Source organism: Natrialba swarupiae, assembly GCF_008245225.1.
GTDB lineage: Archaea > Halobacteriota > Halobacteria > Halobacteriales > Natrialbaceae > Natrarchaeobius > Natrarchaeobius swarupiae.
On the sequence record NZ_VTAW01000043.1, the window covers coordinates 1 to 18,835 of the forward strand.

Below are 18,835 nucleotides of genomic sequence, written 5' to 3' on the forward strand. Positions count from 1 at the left end.
GTGGGGTGGGTATCATTGCGGGGTGGGGGTAGTTTTTTTGAGTTGGGTGGAGGCTGGTTGTGGTGTTGGCGTGGCGTCTTTACGATCACGTATTCAGGGGTTACTTTCACGGTAAACCTCTCTTTTCGAGGAGACTCTCTCCCCTCGAGTCGGCGATTCGAAACAAGAGAGATGTTTTGTCTCCCAAACATTTTTGGAACGAGTCTTATTCGGCTGTGTGTCAAGAGCCGGTGTATGGACAATTGTGAAGGGATGTTCCTCGATTCGGTGTACGATATGTTATCGGAGACGCGGTGTCGATACGTGTTGTACCATCTTAACCAAGTCGAGGAGACGACAGTGAAAGAACTGGCTCGAGTGGTTACTCGTCGAGAGCAGGACAGACCGGACGAAGACAACGTGACGATCTCGTTGATCTACGATCATCTGCCGCGGTTGGCGGGTGTCGGGGTAATCGACTACGAGCGAGCGAACGGGACCGTGGAGACGACGGATAGGTTCGACCCGGCCCGGGAGACGATCGAGCGGAGCAAGCGGACGGAACTCGAGGGGGAATCGTCATCGACAGAGTTCACGGAAAACCGGTAGCCACGGTTGTAGTCGTCGACACGTGAGTACGAAAGGTGTCGCCCGGAACACTAACGTCCAGCCTCATCCCGTGGCGGCGTGCCGCGTCGGCTGGCTAACCCTCGTGCCGGGCGGGGGATTCGTCGCGCACCCCGGCGCTGTCGCGTGCCCGGGTTCGCCGTGCTGTCATTGCACCCGAATGGGTTTGCTCGGACGGGGACTAAAGGCACGCACGTACGGCTACGGGTGAGAGACGTTTAACGTTTTCAGTGACGACATATCGATACTCGTGTCGTGCTGTGCCGAGTCGCTTCGTAAACGTTCGTCTTCAGTTAGTAAAAGTAGTCGTCTTCGGCGAGCTGGACGTATCGGCCGGCGCGGTAGTTGAACTTTCGTCGCTTGTAGGCGGCGACGATCTTCGTGGCGTCGAGACCGGCGGAGTAGCGTTTCGAGATCAAAACGTTCTCGGCGCTGTTGCCTTGCATGTCGTTGATGACGTCGAACGCCCAGTTCCAGTCGTCGGGTTCGTAGTCGGCAACGATGTCGGCAAAGGAGACGTTCCGGAGAATCTCGTCGCCGATCGCGTGCTTCCAGCGATCGTTGTAGTTCTCGAGGGAATCGGTCGCGGCGAGTCGGCCAGCGATCTTGCCGGTGCGGACGGCGACGTGGTAGCCTCCCTCGTGAAATGCCGAAGTCGTCCCCATTGCACCCCCAGCGACGGCGATGTTCGCGCCGACGGGGGAGTCGATCGGTCGGGTCGAGGAGATGGGATACGTTTCGGTCCCCTTCGATTTCCCACGGTCTTCGACGATCGGGATGTCCGTTTCGACGTCGTACTCGTCGCCGTACTCGCGTTCGAGGAGTCGGGTAATGTATTCGGAGCCGGACGGAATACCGTCGTCGGTTGGCTCGAGGAGTTTGTACGAGCCAGGATTGTCGACGTCCTCGAGTTGCATCCCGATGGGCATCGTCAGTCCGACGCGGGCGACCGTCCCGTCGTTCGGGAAGATCCAGGGGTAGGCGGTTTCGCCGGGCATGTACCCCCACCAGAATTTGAGTTGGTCCTCGAACTCGGCGAACAGTTCCGGCGGGAACTCTCGATACTCCTGGTAGGCGATGTGATTCGCTTCGGGCGGGGAGAGGTACTCGGAGACGCTTCGGCCAGGTGCGGTGAACTGATCGAGCGCGTCGAGGGTGATTCGCCGCTGGGGCCCGTCGGCGAGGACGACGTACTGTGCCTCGAGTTGGTCGCCGTTCGAGAGCGTCAGCGTGTGAGTCGGACCGTTCGGACTCGAGGCGCGGAGATCGGTCTCGAGGTCGGTGACTGCGGTCCCGATTCGGAGGTCGGCACCGGCGTCGGTTGCGCGCTCGTGTAGCCAGTCGTCCATCCGTGCGCGGTGAAACGTGTAGCCGAACTCAGGGTAGTTAGCATCGATACCTGTCGTTTTCAACTCGACCTGGCTCTCCGGACCGATGAACGTGGTCCCCTCGAGTTCGCGGTGGATGATCTCGTCTGGTATCTCCCGGTAATCGAAGTCCATGATGTCGATCCAGTAGTCGAGCATGCCGGCCGCGTCGGTCGAATCCGGACCCGGTCCGTCCCGATCCTCCCGCGGGACTCCCTGCTCGAAGAGGACCGTCTCGGCGTCGTGGCTGGCGGCTCGTTCGGCCGCGCAGGCACCTGCGGGTCCCCCGCCGACGATCGCGACGTCAACGCGTTCCATACAGCGTGGGCGGTCGGCCACCGTATTAAACCGCATGAAATTCGCGTCGAGGAGGATGACGTCCTTATCGGGACGAACGCTTTTGAGCTATCGCTTCGAGTGAACGCACATGACGGACTACGGTAGCGATACGGCCGATGACGCCGCGGATGTGCTGGTTCTTCGAAAGGGAACCCACGGCATTCCGATCGAACGGTACGCCGATGCGCTCCGTGATCGATTGCCCGATCGAACGATTCGGCTCGCCCGAACGCCGTCCGAAGAACGCGAGGCGATTCGACACGCCGCGTTCGTGACGGGAATGGTCCTCGAGGACGACCTCCTGGAGGTCGCCGAGAGCCTCGAGGTGTTCGCGTGTGCGTACGCGGGAACCGGTCATCTACCGCTCGACCGCCTCGAGGAGCGCGAGGTCGCGGTGACGAACGCTTCGGGCGTGCACGGTCCGAACATCGGCGAACACGTCGTCGGCGCGATTCTCTGGTCGACCCGGCGGTTCCACGTGGCGACACGCCGTCAGCGGCGCCGGGAGTGGCGCCACTACCAGGCTCACGAACTCCAGGGTTCGACCGTGACAGTGGTCGGTATGGGTGCGATCGGACGTGCGGTCTGTACGCGCCTGGAACCGTTCGGCGTCGAGACGATCGGCGTCCGGTACTCGCCGGAGAAAGGCGGGCCGACGGACGAGGTGATCGGGTTCGAGGAGGGACCGTTCCACGAGGCGCTCGCCCGGACCGATTACCTGGTACTCGCGTGTCCGCTGACCGAGACGACGCGGGGGCTCGTCGACCGCGAGGCCCTGGTGACGATCGATCCGAACGCGACGATCGTCAACATCGCACGTGGGCCGGTGATCGACACCGACGCGCTGGTGGATGCGCTTCGGTCGAACTGGATCCGGAGCGCGTCCCTGGACGTCACCGATCCGGAGCCGCTCCCCGAGGACCATCCGTTGTGGAACTTCGGGAACGTTCAGATAACGCCACACAACGCGGGACACACGCCGGAGTACTACGACCGACTGGCCGACATCGTCGCGGAAAACGCGCGCAGGTTCGGGGCTGATGGCTCCGACGGCGAGTTGAAGAATCGCGTTCGTCTCTGATACGATCCGCTATGCGTCTGTCCCGGTCGATCGGCGGATCGCCACGTCGGACCGTTCCCGCACACCTTTTTGACGCGGTGGACCGAACGGCGGAGTGATGACGACGTTACCGATCGTCTGCGTTCCGAGCGAACAGTCCGGACACCTCTTGTGGCCGACCGCGGGTGAGTCGCGATGACACTTACGTTCGACGGGACGGTGATCGTCCCCGTCGCGGATCCGGACGACGGCGAGCGGACGACGCGAGGGCTCGAGCAACACCTCGGGTCGGCGAGTACGGTCGTCGTCGTCAACGTCATCGAAAAGGCCGGCGGCGGGATCGACAAGGCACCGATGGGACAGCGCGAGGAGTACGCCGAGGAGATCTTCGATCGTGCACAGGCAGCGTTGCGGAACTCACCGGCGACGGTCGAGGCGGAGACGCTCTACGGGACGGACGTCGTCGAGACGATCTTCGATGAAGCACGACAACGAGACGCGGACGCGGTCGTTTTCAATCCGCGCGAGGGAAATCGGCTCGCGGAGTTACTCACGGGGGACGTCGCGAGACGAATGGTCAAAGAAGCAGCCGTTCCAGTCGTCGCGTTGCCCCAGACGACGTCCGAGTAGTTTGTTAGAGGTAGCCGTTCTCGAGCAACAGTTCTCCGTTCAGGACGCTCGCGCCGGCGGCACCGCGGATCGTATTGTGCGCGAGGCAGTTGTACTGGAGTCCGAACGTCGATTCGCGGAGCCCGCCCGCGGCGATCGCCATCCCGTCACCGATCGTTCGATCCATCCGGGGCTGTGGGCGGTCGGGATCGTCAAAGACGTGGATGAATTGGTCGGGCGACGAACGGAGATCGATCGAGGGGTACTCCGTCATCGCTGTTTTCGCGTCCTCGACCGTCAGTTCCTCTTCGGTTTCGACCCAGACGTTCTCGAGGTGGCCATCGATCGTCGGAATGCGGTTACAGGAAGCGGCGACCTCGACGCCGTCCTGCGAGAGAGAAGCGCCGTCGAACTCGCCCAGTAGCTTGCGCGATTCGGTCTCGAGTTTGTCCTCCTCGCTCCCGATGTAGGGGATGGCGTTGTCGATGATCTCCATCGAGGTGACGCCGTCGTAGCCGGCACCCGAGACCGCCTGGAGTGTCGCGACGTGGACCGTCTCGAGGCCGAACTCGGCGAGTGCGGCGAGCGTCGGGACGAACGTGATCGTCGAACAGTTGGGGTTCTTGACGAGTGCCCCGTCCCAGCCGCGTTCGTCGCGTTGGACCTCGAGTAAGTCGAGGTGGTCGGCGTTGACCTCGGGGATGATAAGCGGGACGTCGTCGGCCATTCGGCTGTTCGAGGAGTTCGACGAGACGACGTAGCCGTCCTCGCAAAACGGTGGTTCGACCTCGGCACCGACGCTCGAGGGGAGCGACGAGAAGAGGAGGTCGACGTCGTCGGGGACGGCGTCTGGTTCCGTCGCCGTGACGGTCATCTCCGCGATGTCGTCGGGGATCGGGCTATTCACACGCCACTTGGCCGCCTGTTCGTACGTCTTACCGGCGCTCGATTCGCTCGCTGTCAGGGCGGCGATTTCGAACTCCGGATGCGGCTCGAGAAGCTGAATCAGTCGTTGTCCAACGGCACCGGTTGCACCGAGTACGCCTACTCGTACTGCCATTTTCCGGTATTCGGGGACGGGTCCGCAAAACCGTTTGGGTTTCCGTCGACACGACATTCTACCCGTGATTGTCGACGTCGAGTTCACGATACTGGAGTGGGGCCGAGGTGGATAGAAGGGATTAAGAAAACCGGGTGAGACCTAGCGTACGATGCAACAGCGAGAACTCCCGTCCGAACGCGACTCCCAGGAGAGTGCGCTTCGATCGGTTGCGGCCGGCGGCCGCTCGGGGTGGGACCGATGACCAGTACGTCGACGAACGCGAGTGAGGTTGGATTGTTCGAAACGCGGTTCAGTATCGCAGCCGCGGCGTTGTCTGGCCTCAGCGTCCTCGTAGCAGTGGTATTCGCCTGGACGGGCTACCAGGGTGAGGAACTCCTGCTCGTCGGGACGGAGATGAACATCGTCAACGGCCTGTCCGGATTTATGATCTCGATGTTCGTCGCCTTTATCGCACTCGTCGCGGCGGCCTACATGGAGCCAGGATTCGACCACTGATCCGCTCTCCCGATTTGCCGTTGGGACCGCAGGACTGATCGCGATCGCACCGGAACTGACGGACAGCAGACCGTATGACGGACGTTTCTCCGAGTGAACGCGAGTCCAGTAGCTCGAGGGCTCGAACGCGAGTAACAAACGGTCGATCTACGCGGGAACCTGAGCGCTTTTCTTCCGGGTGACGTAGCCGGCGATGCGGTTTCGAACGCCTTTCGATTCGACGTTGGTGAGCTTCGAGACGCTCTCTTTGTTCTGTTCGAAGTCGGTCGTGAACGCGTCCGGGTACCGCTCCAGGAGGAGGTTCCCGGTCTTCTTGACGTAGGCCGGTTTGATTGCCATAAGGGGAAGTTCCGTCCAGAGGCTCTTAATCCCTTTCTCTTGGCCCGGGCGGTGTCCGAATCCGGCGATTCACCATCATCGAGCGTTCGCACCCGCGACCGGCGTCGGATCGGGATCGTGGGGACGTTCTTCCGGGCGTTCGTCTTCGGCCTTGCTCACGAGCTCCGAGAACTTCTCGGATCGGTCGGCGATCCGATCGACGGTCGCGCTGTCCGGCGTCGAGTCACGGGATTCGACGAGGAAGGTCGTGATGACGACGGTCTTCACCCACGGTTTGAGGAGCCCGGCGTAGACCGTCAGAAACAGCCCGACGAGGACGGCCCAGCTCGCCAGTTCGACCGTCGACGAAAGGCCGCTCAACAGGTTCGCGACCGGCGAGAGTGCCAACAGGAGGAGAATGCCCGTCACGTACATGCCGAGGACGATCACCAGGGTGGTGCCGAGTACCGGTTTCCAGTTTTTCCCGTAGAGGACGACGCCGTCTTTGGCTGCGTTCCAGGCGTTTTTCTCCGGGTTGGTGAACATGTAGGCGATGATCGCCTCGTCGATGTACGAGGAGGCGATCGCGATCGCTTTTCCGATCAGGCGGATCAACGTTCGGAGTGCGGGGACGAGCGAAGCGATGCTCGCAAGCGAGACGACGCCGTCGTTGAACTGGTTGATCACCGTCTTAATCGCCTGATCGATGGCAAAGAGGACGCTCGCTTCGGCGAAGTGTTCGGCGACTCGGTCCTTCCCGAACCGCAGCTGATTGGGCGGCACCTCGCCCGTCTCGACGGCGTGAGCGATGACCGCGATGTGTCCGGCTTTGACCAGATACAGCACGTACCGGCTGAACAGCCGCCACCCGGCGACGAACACGCCCACGGAGAGCAACAGCCCGACTCCTGCGATTGGACCGGAGATCGACCCGGACTCGAGGAGTCGAAAGCCGAGCCAGAGGACGGTCCCGAAGTAGAGAATCGAGACGATCCCGAGGAGGATGCCGACGCCCAGTCGGAGGAACACGAACGGCATCGTTCGGACGAACACGGCCGTCGCGCGTCTGAAGTGGAGTACCATGTGGCCGGTCCTGGCCCCGCCTTCTGATATAAACTCTCGGGCGGCTTTCGAGTCGGGCCCGCGACGAGTTTCCGACCCACCGGCTCACGGATGACGTTTTCGCCGATCGCGGGCGAGAAGGCCACGCGACCGTCACCAGTTCGAGTGTTCGCGGACGCGTGCGAGGGCCTCGCGTTCGCGCGGACCGCCGGCGCGGTCGACGACCGAGGCGTAGTGGGCGAGCCGGTCGCGGAGGGTCGACTCGTCGTAGCCGTCGACGCCGAGTCGCGAGGCGGCGACCGTCGCCTCGACGACGGCGGCGAACCCGCGGTCGATCGTCGGGACCTCGGTTCTGAGGACCGTCGAGTCGACGGGCTCGAGCGTCCACTGTTCCCACTCGGTCCCGTCGTCGGTTCCTGTCTCGATCGACTCGGCTGTCACCCTGGCCCAGGCGTTTGCCTCCCCAAGGATCGGCTCGTCGACCTCGTAGCGAGAGAGCGCGGCGTCGGTGAAGACGACGGGATCGTCGACGAACTGAACGTAGCCCTCACCGCGGCGATGGAAGTTTCGCTTCGTTCGGGTGTTTCCCCAGGTCCTCGCGGTGACGGGATCGCCGGCGAACAGCCCGAGTGCAGCAGCGTTCCACCGACCGTTCGGGCCGAGCGTGGTCACGACGGATTCGGTGACCCCAGACAGCGCGACCGGCCAGTCGGCGACCCGTTCGTCGTCACCTACAGTGCCGGCCGGATCGTCGGTCGGGTCGGTCATATCTCCAGGCATTCGCGCTCCAGGGCGATGAACAGTCCGGCGGCGGTAACGTCGGCCGTCGTCCCGGGGTTGACGCCTCGACCGACGAGTTCGTCGGCAAAGGCCTTGACAGAGTCGGGATCCGTCTCGAGGGCGTCGCGCTCGTGAAGTTCGGCCGCGCGGTCGGTGACCTCGCGTGCGGTGACCTCGCCGTGGCGTTTGACGACCAGGGTATCGGGCCGGTCGGCGAGCAGGGAGAGGAAGACCGACGCCGTCCGCTCGGAGGGTGTCCCGCTGGCGTCGGCGAGTCGCTGTGCGGCGAGAAACGAGCGTTCGAAGCCGTGGCTCCACTCGCGTGCGACGTCGTCGCCGGGGACGCTGCGATCGAGAACGTCGAACAGCGTCAGCCCGCGTTCTTCGAGGACCGGGACGGCGTCGGACCCACGCCGGACGTCGAGGGGCTCCATCTCCGCTGGCGGGTCCGAGACGAAGACGTCGACGTGCTCGAACGCCCGATAGAACGCCGCCGCGTCGGCGACGGTCGTCCCCTCGACGACGGATTCGACGACCGGCTGTGAGAGCTCGTTACGCGCGGCTCGAACGAGCGGGACGAGTAACAACAACGCGCCGAACTGCGTGTTGTCGCCTCCCTGGGCGGCCATTCCCCCGACGGCTCGCTCGAACGCCGCGCCGACCGACGCGCCGTCGGCTGCCATTTCGAGGCCGTCCCGAGCACCGACTGCGCCCGCGAGGAAGTGTTCGAACCGTAGCTCCTCGAGGTCGCGTCGACGGTCGACGTTGCCCGGTTTGGGCGTTCCCGCGACCTCGAGGAGCAGCGCCAGTTCCGCGTTCTGTGCCGGCGGTCGCATGTGCGTCGATGCGGGTTCGGGGGGCTTAGAGGTAGGGTTCTCGTGTGGGCGTCTGGATCGTCACCGATTTGGGCCGATTGCCGATATTCTCGAATCATCACGGCTAAACGGACGCCGTCCCAACGGCCGTCGATGACCGGCGAAGCCGAGGAGACGGACGGCACGTGGGGTCTCCCCGAGGACCTCGAGGCGGTTCGGGAGGCGCTGATCTCGTGGTACGAGGACGACCACCGGGCGTTTCCGTGGCGACGGACCGACGATCCGTACGCGATCCTCGTCAGCGAAGTGATGAGCCAGCAGACCCAACTCGGTCGGGTCGTCGAGGCCTGGGAGGAGTTCGTCGAACGCTGGCCGACGACGGCCGAACTCGCGGCGGCCGACCGGGCCGATGTGGTCGGCTTCTGGACGGACCACAGCCTCGGCTACAACAACCGGGCGAAGTACCTCCACGAAGCGGCCGCCCAGATCGAAACGACGTACGACGGCGAGTTTCCGGAGACGCCCGCGGAGCTCGAGGAGCTGATGGGTGTCGGCCCCTACACCGCGAACGCGGTGGCGAGTTTCGCGTTCAACGCCGGCGATGCGGTGGTCGATACGAACGTCAAGCGGGTCTGTCACCGCGCGTTCGACGTTCCGGACGACGACACGGCGTTCGAGGAGGCCGCAAACGACCTGCTCCCGGCGGGCCGGTCGCGGGTCTGGAACAACGCGATCATGGAACTCGGCGGCGTCGCCTGCGGACAGACACCTCGCTGTGACGAGGCCGGTTGTCCCTGGCGTGAGTGGTGTGGCGCCTACGCGAGCGGCGACTTTACCGCGCCGGACGTTCCCACGCAGCCGAGTTTCGAGGGTAGTCGCCGCCAGTTTCGGGGCCGCGTGATCGGGACGCTACGTGAGTACGACGAACTCGAACTCGATACGCTGGGACACCGAATCCGCGTCGACTACGCTCCGGACGGCGAGTACGGACGCGAGTGGCTCGAGGAACTGCTTTCGGATCTCGAGGACGACGGGTTGGTCGAGGTGGGAAAGCGGGATGGCGATACGGTTGCCCGGCTCCGTCGGTGAGCCGTTTCGACTCGCTGTCCAACCACGTCGGACAAGACGAATCCATTTGTCTGTGTAGGCCGTGGATCGACCATGGCTGACGTCACTGTCGTCGGAATCTGTGGTAGTCTTCGCGAGGAAAGCGTCACCCGTGTCGCCCTCGAGCGGGCACTCGAGGCGGCCGATCGATCGGGGGCAAACGCCGAACTGCTCGATCTCAGGGAGTACGACCTTCCGCCGTTCGATCCGGATCGCGAGCGCGACGCGGCCGGCGACGCGGAAGCGCTCGCCGCCCGGTTGCGGTCTGCCGACGCGGTAATCCTCGGCTCACCGATGTACCACGGCTCGTACGCCTCGCCGCTGAAGACCGCGCTCGATTACTGCGGATTCGAGGAGTTCGAGGAGACGACGGTCGGTCTGCTCGCCGTCTCGGGTGGGGCGTTCCCGGTGACCGCACTCGAGCACCTGCGGTCGGTCTGTCGGTCGTTGAACGCGTGGGTGATCCCCCACCAGGCCGCGGTGGCGAACTCCAACTCGGCGCTCGAGGACGGCTCGTTCGCCGATCCGAGTCTCGAGGATCGAATCGCGACGCTCGGGCGGCAGGCGGTACAGTACGCGGCGATCGAGCCGGATCCGGACTCTTTCGAGAGCGACCAGAACGTGGGTGCGGCGGGGAAGTGATCGGGACTACGACCGGAGCAGACGCTGGCACCGTCGCTGGTGGGCGACGAACGCGAGCACCCCGAAGACGACGACGGCGATCTGGACGGCCTCGATTCGGACGACGACGGTCGTGGTATCGACCGAAATCGGTGGCGAGACGACGGCGAGATTGACGAACCAGACCGACGCGAGAAGCGTCGCGCCGCCCAGGGCCAGCAACGTTGCCGACAGGATTGGTGTGAGCTCGAGCCGGGCAGGTGGACGGAGTCGGAACACGTACCGTTCGAAGAGAAACTGGACGAGGAGAGCGCCGCCAAGGACGAGTGTTCCAGCGGCGAGGCCGACCGGGCCGCCGACCGTCTGGGCGACGAACAGCCAGACGACCCAGCTGGCCGTCATCGCGAGTGCGGCGCCCAGACGCCACGGCTTGATCAGTTCGGACAGCTCACTCGTGGCGACGCCGAACAGCCCGGTTCTGACTAAGGCTCCACAGAACAGTATCCCGAGCCCGGCGAGTGCGGTCGACGTCGACGGAGAACCAACGAGGAGGAGAAACCAGACGCCCACTGCGAGCGTTTCGACCGCGGCAGCGACGAACGCGACGCCGACACCGACGACGCGTCTCCGCGTGGTTCGGCCGAGGACGCCGGGCTGGCGAATAACGCTCATGGCAGTTACTCACACAGGAGCGGTTTCGTTATGCGAGACATTACTCGGGCCGAATGCCTGCGGTTCGTGAGTATATAGTCGGTTAACAGTATGTTTCCTGGGTTATCGATGGCTCGAAACTGAACTGTCACAACCGCAAGTCGCCGTGCGTTGGTGCTGATACCCGGACCTCGTGTGCAGATTTCGCGGCGGGTATCGACACAGAACGACGGTACTCGGTTCGGAACTGCTGAGAAACGTCGCCATAACGCCGGGACGAGCGTAAGAACACGTCGAAACGTTGGACAGAACTATGTACGGTGATGTGGTCGTGGCGGATTATGCCCGAAACGGAACAACAGGACAAAACGCTGTCCGAGCTCATCGTCAAAGAGGCCGTAGAAAAAGGACTCGACACGCCCCTGCGCGACTCTATTCTCGAGGCGGTCGACGAGGCCGACGAGCGACCGACGGGTGGACCGCTTTCGCTCGTCGGCGCGGGGTTCGGCCTCGGTGCGACGATTGGCTATCTGGCCGGGCGATACGGCCCGGACCTCGAGGAGCCATCGTTCGAGGACATCGAGGAACCCGAGATCATCGAGGACGTCGTAGAGGAATCCGAGAGCCCGGAAGAGCAGATCGAGATCGACGAGGAGACCGAGAGCGAGGGCTCCTCGAGTCGTCTCCCGAAACTCCTGCTCGTCCTCGGAGCCGTCGCCGGAATCGCGATCTTGCGGCGGCGACTCTCCAAGTCAGAGGACGAGGAGTGGGAGCCGATCGAGGAGTTCGAACCGGCGACGAGCGTCGGAACGGACGACGAGTCGGAAGCCGACGAGAGCGATGCGGAATCGGAGTCGGATACGGGAACCGAAGGCGGTGACGAGGGCGAAACCGAAGCGGACGCCGACGAAGAGTAGTCCGGAACCAGCATCGGCGAGATACCCGCGAATCGGCCGGCTGATTCTCCATCTCGCTACGAAGGAGCTAAGGGGGCGACGCCGACAGTGTGAATCCAATGGAGACGATTCACCGCGTCTTCGTCGGCGACTCCCGAGATCTCTCTGCCGTCGCCGACGACTCCGTCGAACTCGTCGTTACGTCCCCACCGTATCCCATGATCGAGATGTGGGACGACCTCTTTGCCGACCTCGATCCGGCGGTCGGCGACGCCCTCGAGTCGGGGGACGGTCGCGTGGCGTTCGAGGCGATGCACGCCCAGCTCGATCGCGTCTGGGACGAACTCGAACGCGTGCTGGTCGACGGTGGTATCGCGTGTATCAACGTCGGCGACGCGACGCGTTCGATAGACGATAGTTTCAGGGTGTACCCGAACCACGCCCGCGTGCTCGAGGCGTTCGAGTCACGCGGGTTCGATCCGCTTCCCGACGTCCTCTGGCGGAAGCCGACGAACAGCGCCGCGAAGTTCATGGGCAGCGGAACGCTGCCGCCGAATGCCTACGTCACGCTGGAACACGAGTACGTTCTCGTCTTCCGGAACGGAAACGAGAGCCGGAGTTTCGAACCGCGCGCGGATCGCCGATACGAGGCCGCGTATTTCTGGGAGGAACGAAATCGGTGGTTCACCGACCTCTGGACCGACGTCCGCGGTGAACTCCAGACGCTCGAGTTCGAGGGAAGCGAGGAGTTGCGGGAACGGTCCGCAGCGTACCCCTTCGAGATCCCGTACCGGCTAATCTGTATGTATTCGACCTACGGTGATACCGTCCTCGACCCGTTCTGGGGGACCGGGACGACGACGCTCGCCGCGATGTGTGCCGGGAGGGGATCGGTCGGCTACGAACTCGAGGAGGCGTTTCTCGAGGCGTTCGACCGCCAGATCGACGACGTGCCGGCGATCTCCCAGTCGATCGGCCGGGCGCGACTCGAGGCTCATCGGTCGTTCGTCGAGGAGTATCGTGCGGAGGGGTCGACGCTCGAATACGACGCGGAGTACTACGACACGTCGGTCGTCACCAAGATGGAGCGATCCATCCGGCTTCGCGAGGTCGACTCGATCGAAACCGTCGCGGACGGGTATCGGGTCGAACACGAACCGCTTTCGGACGGCGACGAGTGATCGTGTTCTGACTAGCGTTTTTTGATCGTTCGCGCACGTGTTGCGCTATGGAACTCGATTTCGGAGACGACGGAATCGATCTCGATCGGTTCGACTCGAGGCGCTCGACGGCGTACGCGAATCGCGGCATGGTCGCGACCAGCCAACCGCTCGCGGCCCAGGCGGGCGTCTCGATTCTTCGCGACGGTGGAAACGCCTTCGACGCCGCCGTAGCGACCGCGGCCGCGTTGAACGTCGTCGAACCGACTTCGACGGGGCTCGGGGGCGACGTCTTTGCGCTCTACCGAACCGCCGACGGCGAGGTCGGTGCCCTACGATCGTGCGGAGGCGCGCCGAACGGGGCGACGATCGAGCGCGTCCGTGATGCACTCGAGGCGGCCGCCGACCCCGGTCAGTACTACCCCGAATCGCGCGGGTACGCCGTTGACGGAGAGGGGAGTGCGGATGATCTCGGAATGCCGTTCCTGGGACCTCACGCGGTGACCGTCCCCGGAACGGCCCGTGGCTGGGAGACGACGGTCGAGGAGCTGGGACGACTCTCGCTCGCCGAAGTCCTCGAACCTGCGATCGAGTACGCACTCGAGGGGTTTCCCGTCTCACCGGTGATCGCTCACTACTGGACGGGTGCAGAGGAACTGTTCACCGACGAGAACGCACGCGAGGCGTACCTGTTCGACGGCGAGAGTCCGGAACCGGGCCAGACCGTCAGGCTCTCCCGACTCGGACGGTCACTCCGGACGATCGCCGAGCGAGGCGCGGACGTCGTCTACGAGGGCGAGATCGCCGACGCGATCGTCGAGGAGGTGCAGTCGGCGGGCGGGTTCCTGACTCACGAGGACCTCGCCGAATTCGAGCCCGAGTTCGTCGATCCCGTCACGACCACGTACAACGGCGCGGAGGTGTACGAACTCCCGCCGAACAACCAGGGGCTGATCGCCCTCGAGGCGCTGAACATCGCCGAGGAGATCGGTGCCGGCGATCACCCCTACGAGTCGCCCGAACGGGTCCACGCGTTCGCCGAGGCGACCAAACTCGCGTTCGTCGACGGCCACCAGTACGTCACGGACCCCGACTACGAGTCGATCCCGCCGCTGGCCTCGACGGAGTACGCCCGCGAGCGCGCCAGAGCGATCGGACCGACGCCGATCGCCGACCCCGACGTCGGCGTTCCGAACGCGAACGCGGAGGACGCCGATACGGTCCTGTTGACCGTCGGCGACGAGGAGGGGAACCTCGTCTCCTACATCAACTCGCGGTTCGCGGGCTTCGGAAGCGGACTGGTGGCCGGCGACACCGGAATCGCCCTCCAGAACCGCGGCGCGTCGTTCTCGCTCGACTCGAGTCATCCGAACAGCCTCGAGCCCGGAAAACGGCCGTTCCATACCCTCGTTCCGGCACTCGCGAGACTCGACGCGGACGACTGGCTGGCGTTCGGTGTGATGGGCGGGTACATGCAACCGCAGGGTCACGTCCAGGTACTCTCGAACGTCGTCGACTACGGAATGGACCTCCAGGCGGCGCTCGATGCGCCCCGGTGGCGCTACCGTGAGGATGGCGCGCTCGGCGTCGAGGACCGACTGGCGAACGCGGCGAAACTCGCTCGGATCGGCCACGACGTGAGTGTCATGCCGCCGGTGATGTTCGGCGGTGGTCAGATCGTTCGGCGACGGAACGGCGTGCTCTCGGGCGCGACCGAACCTCGAAAAGACGGCACCGCGATCGGCTACTGAGCGGAGACCCTCTACTGGCAGACGGTGTATCCGTAGACTGGCTACGGTTGTGCCGGGAGCGATGTGGGTCACCCTTGACGACGCGTGTGACGAGTGCGGAGCCAAAACCGACGCGAGGTTTTTACTTTCGCAGAACACAGCGGAGGTATGAACCGCAGTCTCGAGCCATCGGGTCGGCCAGAACCCCGCGTTTCCGTCGTCGGATCGTCGGAGCGCATACGGGCTGTGACGGTCGCGCTCGAGGAGAGTTCCCTCGCGGTCTCCGAGGTGGTCGACGGGATCGCCGAACTCGGATCGGTGGCTGGAACTGACTGTCTGCTCACGGACGATCCGGCCGTCCTCTCCCAGTTCGACGAGGACGTTCCGATCGTCTACGCCGGCGAGCCCACGGAGTTCGACCGCGGGGAACTCGACCGGCTCCTCGATGACGGCGTCACGGACGTCGTCGCTTCGGAGGCTGATCTCGTCTCCCCGGTGTTCGAACATCGGATTCGTCGGGCGATCGACTGCTCGTCGATGCGCGAGGTCCCGGAACGAACGGAGTTACACCGAAAACTCCTCGAGGAGAGCCGGGATACCCTCGTCGTCCTCGACGACGAGAACCGAATTGCCACGTTCGTTCCGCCCGCTGGTGGGCGCGGTCCGACCGGCGACGACCCGGGCGGACGTCGGATGGTCGAGACGGTACACCCGGACGACAGGGACTCGGTTTCGGCAGTGCTCGAGTCGCTTCGACACCGTGGCCCCGGCTCGAGCGCGACCGTCGAGTACCGATCCGTCGGGGTCGACGGCTGTTCGGTCTACGAGGCGTCGTTTACTAACCGCCTCGACGACGAGACGCTGGGGGGAATCGTGGGATCGATCCGTGACGTGACTGCACACCACCACGTCGAGCGAGAACTCGACGAATCGTTCGACCGCATTACAGACGCGTTCTGTGCGCTCGACTCGGAGTGGCGATTCACCTACGTCAACGACCGTGCCATCCAGGACATCGACCTGGATCGCGAGGACCTCCTCGGTCGGGATTTCCGATCCGTCTTCCCCGTTCTCGACGGATCGGAACTCGAGTCCGTGGCGCTCGAGGCGATGGATCGACAGGAAACCCGGTCGGTCGAAACCTACCTCGACCCGTACGACACCTGGATCGACGCGCGGATCTATCCGTCGCCATCCGGTGTCTCGATCTACTGGCGGGACGTCACCGAGCGCGTCGAGCGCGAGTGGGAACTCAACGAGCGAACCGAACGCCTCGAGGCGGTGATCGAAAACGCTCCCGTCGGCGTGTTCGCCCTCGACGGAAACGGGACGGTCACGTTCGCCGAGGGACGGATATTCGACTATCTCGACGTCGACGCCGACGAGTTCGTCGGGGAGTCGATCTTTACGGTATTCGATGACTACCAGGCTGCCCGAGCCGATTTCCGCGCGGCTCTGGACGGACACCGGGTCGACACTCTCAGACGAATCGGGGACCGGGTGTTCGACGCGTGGTGTCGACCGATAACGAGCGATGGGGACGTCGATCGGGTTATCGGCATCGCCGTCGACGTCACCGATCGGGTCCAGTACCAGGAGGCGTTGTCCGCACTACACGATGCGACCGGTCACCTGCTGTCGGTCGACTCGAAACAGGCAGCCTGCGAGTACATCGTCGACGTCGCGTCTGACGTCCTCGACCTCGAGGGTGCGATGTACCGATTCGACGAGCAGGGTAACGAACTGGTCCCGGCGGCTCACTCGCCCGGAATCGAGGACGTTTTCGACGTGTTACCATCCCTTCGCCCCCAGGAAGATAGCATCACCTGGAACGCGTTCGTCTCACGGTTCCCTGTCGTGTTCGACGACGTTCGCACCTCGGAGGTGGTCTACGACGAATCGACGGACGCCCGGAGCGGACTCTACATCCCGCTCGGCGAACACGGGGTGTTCGTCGCCGCGTCGACGACACCGGGGAAATTCGATCGAGACACGGTCGAACTCGCACAGCTGTTCGCGACGACGGCCGAAACCGCCTTCGACCGGATCGGTCAGACCCAGCGGCTCCACGATCGGGAGAACGAGCTGAAACGACAGAACGAGCACCTAGAGCGGCTGAACGAGACGAACCGCATCCGTCAAGAAATCGAACAACTACTCTTGATGGCCGACTCCAGAGAGGAAATCGAACGCGGACTCTGTGACAGCCTCGCCGATCTCGAGGCGTGCTCGATGGTCTGGATCGGAACGCCCGATCCGAGCGGGAGTCGCCTCGAGACGCGATCGATCGCGGGCCGTGACCGCGGCTATCTCGAGGCGACGACGGTGACGACGGTCGACGACTCTGCTGCCGAGCCGACAGGTCGAGCCGCACGAACGGAACGAACCGTATACGTCGAAAACGTCGCGGATTCGGTTCACGACGGTAGCTGGCGCGCAGAGGCCCTCTCCCAGAACTACCAGTCGGTGTACGCCGTCCCGCTCGTCTACGACGGGCTCCTCTACGGGGTGGTATCGCTGTACGGGGACGAACCGACCGCCTTCGACGAACTCCTTCGGTCGACGCTCGAGGAACTGGCCGAAACGATCGCCTACACGATCGACGCGGTCAAACGCAAGACCGCCCTCCTCGGTGACAATGTCACCGAGATCGAACTCGAAGTCGCCGACGGAACGCCCCTCTCAGGACTCTCGAGTCGACTGGATGCTCGGACCGAACTCGAGGGGACGACGATTCGAGACGACGCGACGATAGCGTTCGTCTCGGTCGACGCGTCACTCGACCGAGAGGCTGCGACGCTAGTCGATGAGATCGAAGGGGTGCTGGACGCAGCCGTCCTCGCATCGAACGACGACGAGACCCTGTTGCAACTCGAGCTTTCGAACCCGTCACTGGGATCGGTCGTCGCCGATCACGGCGGAACGATTCGGAAGTTCGTTGCCGACGGGGCGGAGACGGTGGCGGTCGTCGATCTTCCGGCCACCATCGACGTTCGCGAGGTGGTTTCGGCACTCAACCGCCAGAATATTTGCGTCTCGCTGACCGCACGTCGGGAACAGTCCGGGCGCAACACCGCGACGCTCGGCGCTACTGGTCGAAACACGTTACTCGACCAACTCACGGACCGACAACGAGAGGTCGTCCAGACCGCCTATCACAGCGGATTCTTCGAGTGGCCACGACGGACGACTGGTGAGGAGATCGCGGACTCGATCGGTATCTCCTCGCCGGCGTTTCACAAACACGTCCGATCCACCGAACGGAAACTCTTCGAAGCGCTCTTCGGGGACGGGTTGCAGACCGATGATGGTTAACTGTTTAACCCTGGTCTCCACTCGACATTACACAGTTAACGATTAGGCTCTTTGCGGGGTACCTCGAACGTGGCATTGTCTACCCACTACACGTACTGGGGGTACGTTATACCAATGAACGACATAACTTCGGAGTCTCCGTCTGCGCATACGGGGGACCACTATTCCGTACAGTACGATCGACTCGAGGACGAACCGCTCAGCGTTTCCGTCGCGGACGCGGTCGCGACGTTCTGTAACACGAACGTCACCGAACTCGACCCACTCCACTACGCGATCAACGCGGACGCACTCGAGCGACTCTTCGAGCCGCGGGCGAACGGCCTGCGGTCGGAGGGATCGGTTGCGTTCGAGTACAACGAGTGTCTGGTAACAGTCACTGCAACTGGCGAGATCCGAGTCGAGCGAGCGTAGATCGGTTTCCAACGCCGACTTTTGGCGATCCGTACACCGGCCAACAGGTTTACCTACTGACCGATCTAAGAGTTGAATAGACGGGGGTAGGGGGATCTCGTCGAGAACCCGGTTCTCCGAGGATTTTATCCCCGTCTTACCGCTCGCGTACACCCATACGGAGGCGGTAGCGTACCGGAATCCGACGGGGAAACGGACGACAGTCGTTGCCACAACGCATGGTCGTTCCAACGTCCAACCGACTCGTCCCCGTCGGTGTCACCGCTCCTGAGACGGTTTACTGTACGTCGTTACCGCCGAAACCGCAGACGGATCGCAGTTTCGCCGGTACAGTGTTACAGCAATGCGTATATTCGTCTTTAGCTAAGACTCACACCTCGGTTGCGTAGCGGTAGCGAGCGTCTCTTGTAACACTGGCCGTTGCTGG

Annotated in this window: 18 protein-coding genes; 11 read left to right on the plus strand and 7 right to left on the minus strand. The window is 63.6% G+C overall.

Annotated features, from left to right (window positions below; translation table 11 throughout):
• Window positions 1-234 precede the first annotated feature (234 nt).
• Window positions 235-588, plus strand: coding sequence for a DUF7344 domain-containing protein (locus FYC77_RS18810; RefSeq protein WP_149083040.1), 354 nt, complete (start codon window positions 235-237; stop codon window positions 586-588).
• A 311-nt stretch (window positions 589-899) separates the two neighbouring features.
• Here FYC77_RS18810 and FYC77_RS18815 read toward each other — a convergent pair whose 3' ends face one another.
• The gene (locus tag FYC77_RS18815) at window positions 900-2,291 is read right to left on the minus strand and encodes an NAD(P)/FAD-dependent oxidoreductase (RefSeq protein ID WP_149083041.1); all 1,392 of its coding nucleotides are present in this window, start codon (window positions 2,289-2,291) and stop codon (window positions 900-902) included.
• 109 nt (window positions 2,292-2,400) lie between these two features.
• On the opposite strand from FYC77_RS18815, the gene FYC77_RS18820 reads away from it, so the two are divergent.
• Together FYC77_RS18820 and FYC77_RS18825 are read left to right on the plus strand one after the other, a co-directional pair.
• Window positions 2,401-3,393, plus strand: coding sequence for a D-2-hydroxyacid dehydrogenase (locus FYC77_RS18820; protein ID WP_149083042.1), 993 nt, complete (start codon window positions 2,401-2,403; stop codon window positions 3,391-3,393).
• A 174-nt stretch (window positions 3,394-3,567) separates the two neighbouring features.
• On the plus strand, window positions 3,568-4,002 hold the full coding sequence (locus FYC77_RS18825; RefSeq protein ID WP_149083043.1) for a universal stress protein: 435 nt from the start codon (window positions 3,568-3,570) through the stop codon (window positions 4,000-4,002).
• 4 nt (window positions 4,003-4,006) lie between these two features.
• On the opposite strand, the gene asd is transcribed toward FYC77_RS18825, so the two are convergent.
• Complete coding sequence (gene asd, locus FYC77_RS18830; RefSeq protein ID WP_149083044.1) at window positions 4,007-5,041, minus strand: aspartate-semialdehyde dehydrogenase; 1,035 nt, start codon at window positions 5,039-5,041, stop codon at window positions 4,007-4,009.
• Window positions 5,042-5,281: 240 nt separating this feature from the next.
• Here asd and FYC77_RS18835 point away from each other — a divergent pair, with 240 nt between their 5' ends.
• Window positions 5,282-5,539 (plus strand): hypothetical protein, encoded by a 258-nt coding sequence (locus FYC77_RS18835; protein WP_149083045.1) that lies wholly within the window; start codon window positions 5,282-5,284, stop codon window positions 5,537-5,539.
• Window positions 5,540-5,686: 147 nt separating this feature from the next.
• Here FYC77_RS18835 and FYC77_RS18840 read toward each other — a convergent pair whose 3' ends face one another.
• The 4 genes from FYC77_RS18840 to FYC77_RS18855 form a co-directional block, all read right to left on the minus strand.
• Window positions 5,687-5,878, minus strand: a complete 192-nt coding sequence (locus FYC77_RS18840; RefSeq protein ID WP_149083046.1) for a 30S ribosomal protein S17e — start codon at window positions 5,876-5,878, stop codon at window positions 5,687-5,689.
• Between the two features lie 75 nt (window positions 5,879-5,953).
• Window positions 5,954-6,940, minus strand: coding sequence for a hypothetical protein (locus FYC77_RS18845; protein WP_149083047.1), 987 nt, complete (start codon window positions 6,938-6,940; stop codon window positions 5,954-5,956).
• A gap of 132 nt (window positions 6,941-7,072) precedes the next feature.
• Window positions 7,073-7,687, minus strand: a complete 615-nt coding sequence (locus FYC77_RS18850; protein WP_149083048.1) for a DUF447 domain-containing protein — start codon at window positions 7,685-7,687, stop codon at window positions 7,073-7,075.
• Window positions 7,684-8,535 (minus strand): triphosphoribosyl-dephospho-CoA synthase, encoded by an 852-nt coding sequence (locus FYC77_RS18855; protein WP_149083049.1) that lies wholly within the window; start codon window positions 8,533-8,535, stop codon window positions 7,684-7,686. Before FYC77_RS18855 ends, FYC77_RS18850 begins: the two co-directional genes overlap by 4 nt.
• Window positions 8,536-8,667: 132 nt before the next feature.
• On the opposite strand from FYC77_RS18855, the gene FYC77_RS18860 reads away from it, so the two are divergent.
• Complete coding sequence (locus FYC77_RS18860) at window positions 8,668-9,603, plus strand: HhH-GPD family protein (protein WP_149083050.1); 936 nt, start codon at window positions 8,668-8,670, stop codon at window positions 9,601-9,603.
• A 72-nt stretch (window positions 9,604-9,675) separates the two neighbouring features.
• Complete coding sequence (locus FYC77_RS18865) at window positions 9,676-10,263, plus strand: NADPH-dependent FMN reductase (RefSeq protein ID WP_149083051.1); 588 nt, start codon at window positions 9,676-9,678, stop codon at window positions 10,261-10,263.
• 6 nt (window positions 10,264-10,269) lie between these two features.
• On the opposite strand, the gene FYC77_RS18870 is transcribed toward FYC77_RS18865, so the two are convergent.
• Window positions 10,270-10,914 carry a hypothetical protein gene (locus FYC77_RS18870; protein ID WP_149083052.1) on the minus strand — a complete coding sequence of 215 codons (645 nt, stop codon included), beginning with the start codon at window positions 10,912-10,914 and terminating at the stop codon, window positions 10,270-10,272.
• Window positions 10,915-11,234: 320 nt separating this feature from the next.
• Between FYC77_RS18870 and FYC77_RS18875 the strand changes: the two genes are divergently transcribed.
• The 5 genes from FYC77_RS18875 to FYC77_RS18895 all read left to right on the plus strand — a co-directional run bounded on the left by FYC77_RS18875 (window position 11,235) and on the right by FYC77_RS18895 (window position 18,408).
• Entirely contained in the window at window positions 11,235-11,810 is a 576-nt protein-coding gene (locus FYC77_RS18875; RefSeq protein WP_149083053.1) for a hypothetical protein, read from the plus strand.
• 98 nt (window positions 11,811-11,908) lie between these two features.
• Window positions 11,909-12,970: a DNA-methyltransferase gene (locus FYC77_RS18880; RefSeq protein WP_149083054.1), complete on the plus strand. Its 1,062-nt coding sequence runs from the start codon at window positions 11,909-11,911 to the stop codon at window positions 12,968-12,970.
• 47 nt (window positions 12,971-13,017) lie between these two features.
• Complete coding sequence (locus tag FYC77_RS18885; protein ID WP_149083055.1) at window positions 13,018-14,700, plus strand: gamma-glutamyltransferase family protein; 1,683 nt, start codon at window positions 13,018-13,020, stop codon at window positions 14,698-14,700.
• A gap of 147 nt (window positions 14,701-14,847) precedes the next feature.
• On the plus strand, window positions 14,848-17,994 hold the full coding sequence (locus FYC77_RS18890; RefSeq protein WP_149083056.1) for a GAF domain-containing protein: 3,147 nt from the start codon (window positions 14,848-14,850) through the stop codon (window positions 17,992-17,994).
• Window positions 17,995-18,108: 114 nt separating this feature from the next.
• Window positions 18,109-18,408: a HalOD1 output domain-containing protein gene (locus FYC77_RS18895; RefSeq protein WP_149083057.1), complete on the plus strand. Its 300-nt coding sequence runs from the start codon at window positions 18,109-18,111 to the stop codon at window positions 18,406-18,408.
• Window positions 18,409-18,835 lie beyond the last annotated feature (427 nt).

What these genes read in the sequence shown, in the direction of transcription:
- FYC77_RS18820 (WP_149083042.1), top strand. Translation starts at nt 2,401, where the DNA reads ATGACGGACTACGGTAGCGATACGGCCGATGACGCCGCGGATGTGCTG.
- FYC77_RS18890 (WP_149083056.1), top strand. Translation starts at nt 14,848, where the DNA reads ATGAACCGCAGTCTCGAGCCATCGGGTCGGCCAGAACCCCGCGTTTCC.
- FYC77_RS18850 (WP_149083048.1), bottom strand. Translation starts at nt 7,687, where the DNA reads ATGACCGACCCGACCGACGATCCGGCCGGCACTGTAGGTGACGACGAA.
- FYC77_RS18870 (WP_149083052.1), bottom strand. Translation starts at nt 10,914, where the DNA reads ATGAGCGTTATTCGCCAGCCCGGCGTCCTCGGCCGAACCACGCGGAGA.
- FYC77_RS18840 (WP_149083046.1), bottom strand. Translation starts at nt 5,878, where the DNA reads ATGGCAATCAAACCGGCCTACGTCAAGAAGACCGGGAACCTCCTCCTG.
- FYC77_RS18855 (WP_149083049.1), bottom strand. Translation starts at nt 8,535, where the DNA reads ATGCGACCGCCGGCACAGAACGCGGAACTGGCGCTGCTCCTCGAGGTC.
- FYC77_RS18810 (WP_149083040.1), top strand. Translation starts at nt 235, where the DNA reads ATGGACAATTGTGAAGGGATGTTCCTCGATTCGGTGTACGATATGTTA.
- FYC77_RS18860 (WP_149083050.1), top strand. Translation starts at nt 8,668, where the DNA reads ATGACCGGCGAAGCCGAGGAGACGGACGGCACGTGGGGTCTCCCCGAG.
- FYC77_RS18895 (WP_149083057.1), top strand. Translation starts at nt 18,109, where the DNA reads ATGAACGACATAACTTCGGAGTCTCCGTCTGCGCATACGGGGGACCAC.
- FYC77_RS18835 (WP_149083045.1), top strand. Translation starts at nt 5,282, where the DNA reads ATGACCAGTACGTCGACGAACGCGAGTGAGGTTGGATTGTTCGAAACG.
- FYC77_RS18845 (WP_149083047.1), bottom strand. Translation starts at nt 6,940, where the DNA reads ATGGTACTCCACTTCAGACGCGCGACGGCCGTGTTCGTCCGAACGATG.
- FYC77_RS18865 (WP_149083051.1), top strand. Translation starts at nt 9,676, where the DNA reads ATGGCTGACGTCACTGTCGTCGGAATCTGTGGTAGTCTTCGCGAGGAA.
- asd (WP_149083044.1), bottom strand. Translation starts at nt 5,041, where the DNA reads ATGGCAGTACGAGTAGGCGTACTCGGTGCAACCGGTGCCGTTGGACAA.
- FYC77_RS18815 (WP_149083041.1), bottom strand. Translation starts at nt 2,291, where the DNA reads ATGGAACGCGTTGACGTCGCGATCGTCGGCGGGGGACCCGCAGGTGCC.
- FYC77_RS18885 (WP_149083055.1), top strand. Translation starts at nt 13,018, where the DNA reads ATGGAACTCGATTTCGGAGACGACGGAATCGATCTCGATCGGTTCGAC.
- FYC77_RS18880 (WP_149083054.1), top strand. Translation starts at nt 11,909, where the DNA reads ATGGAGACGATTCACCGCGTCTTCGTCGGCGACTCCCGAGATCTCTCT.
- FYC77_RS18875 (WP_149083053.1), top strand. Translation starts at nt 11,235, where the DNA reads ATGCCCGAAACGGAACAACAGGACAAAACGCTGTCCGAGCTCATCGTC.
- FYC77_RS18825 (WP_149083043.1), top strand. Translation starts at nt 3,568, where the DNA reads ATGACACTTACGTTCGACGGGACGGTGATCGTCCCCGTCGCGGATCCG.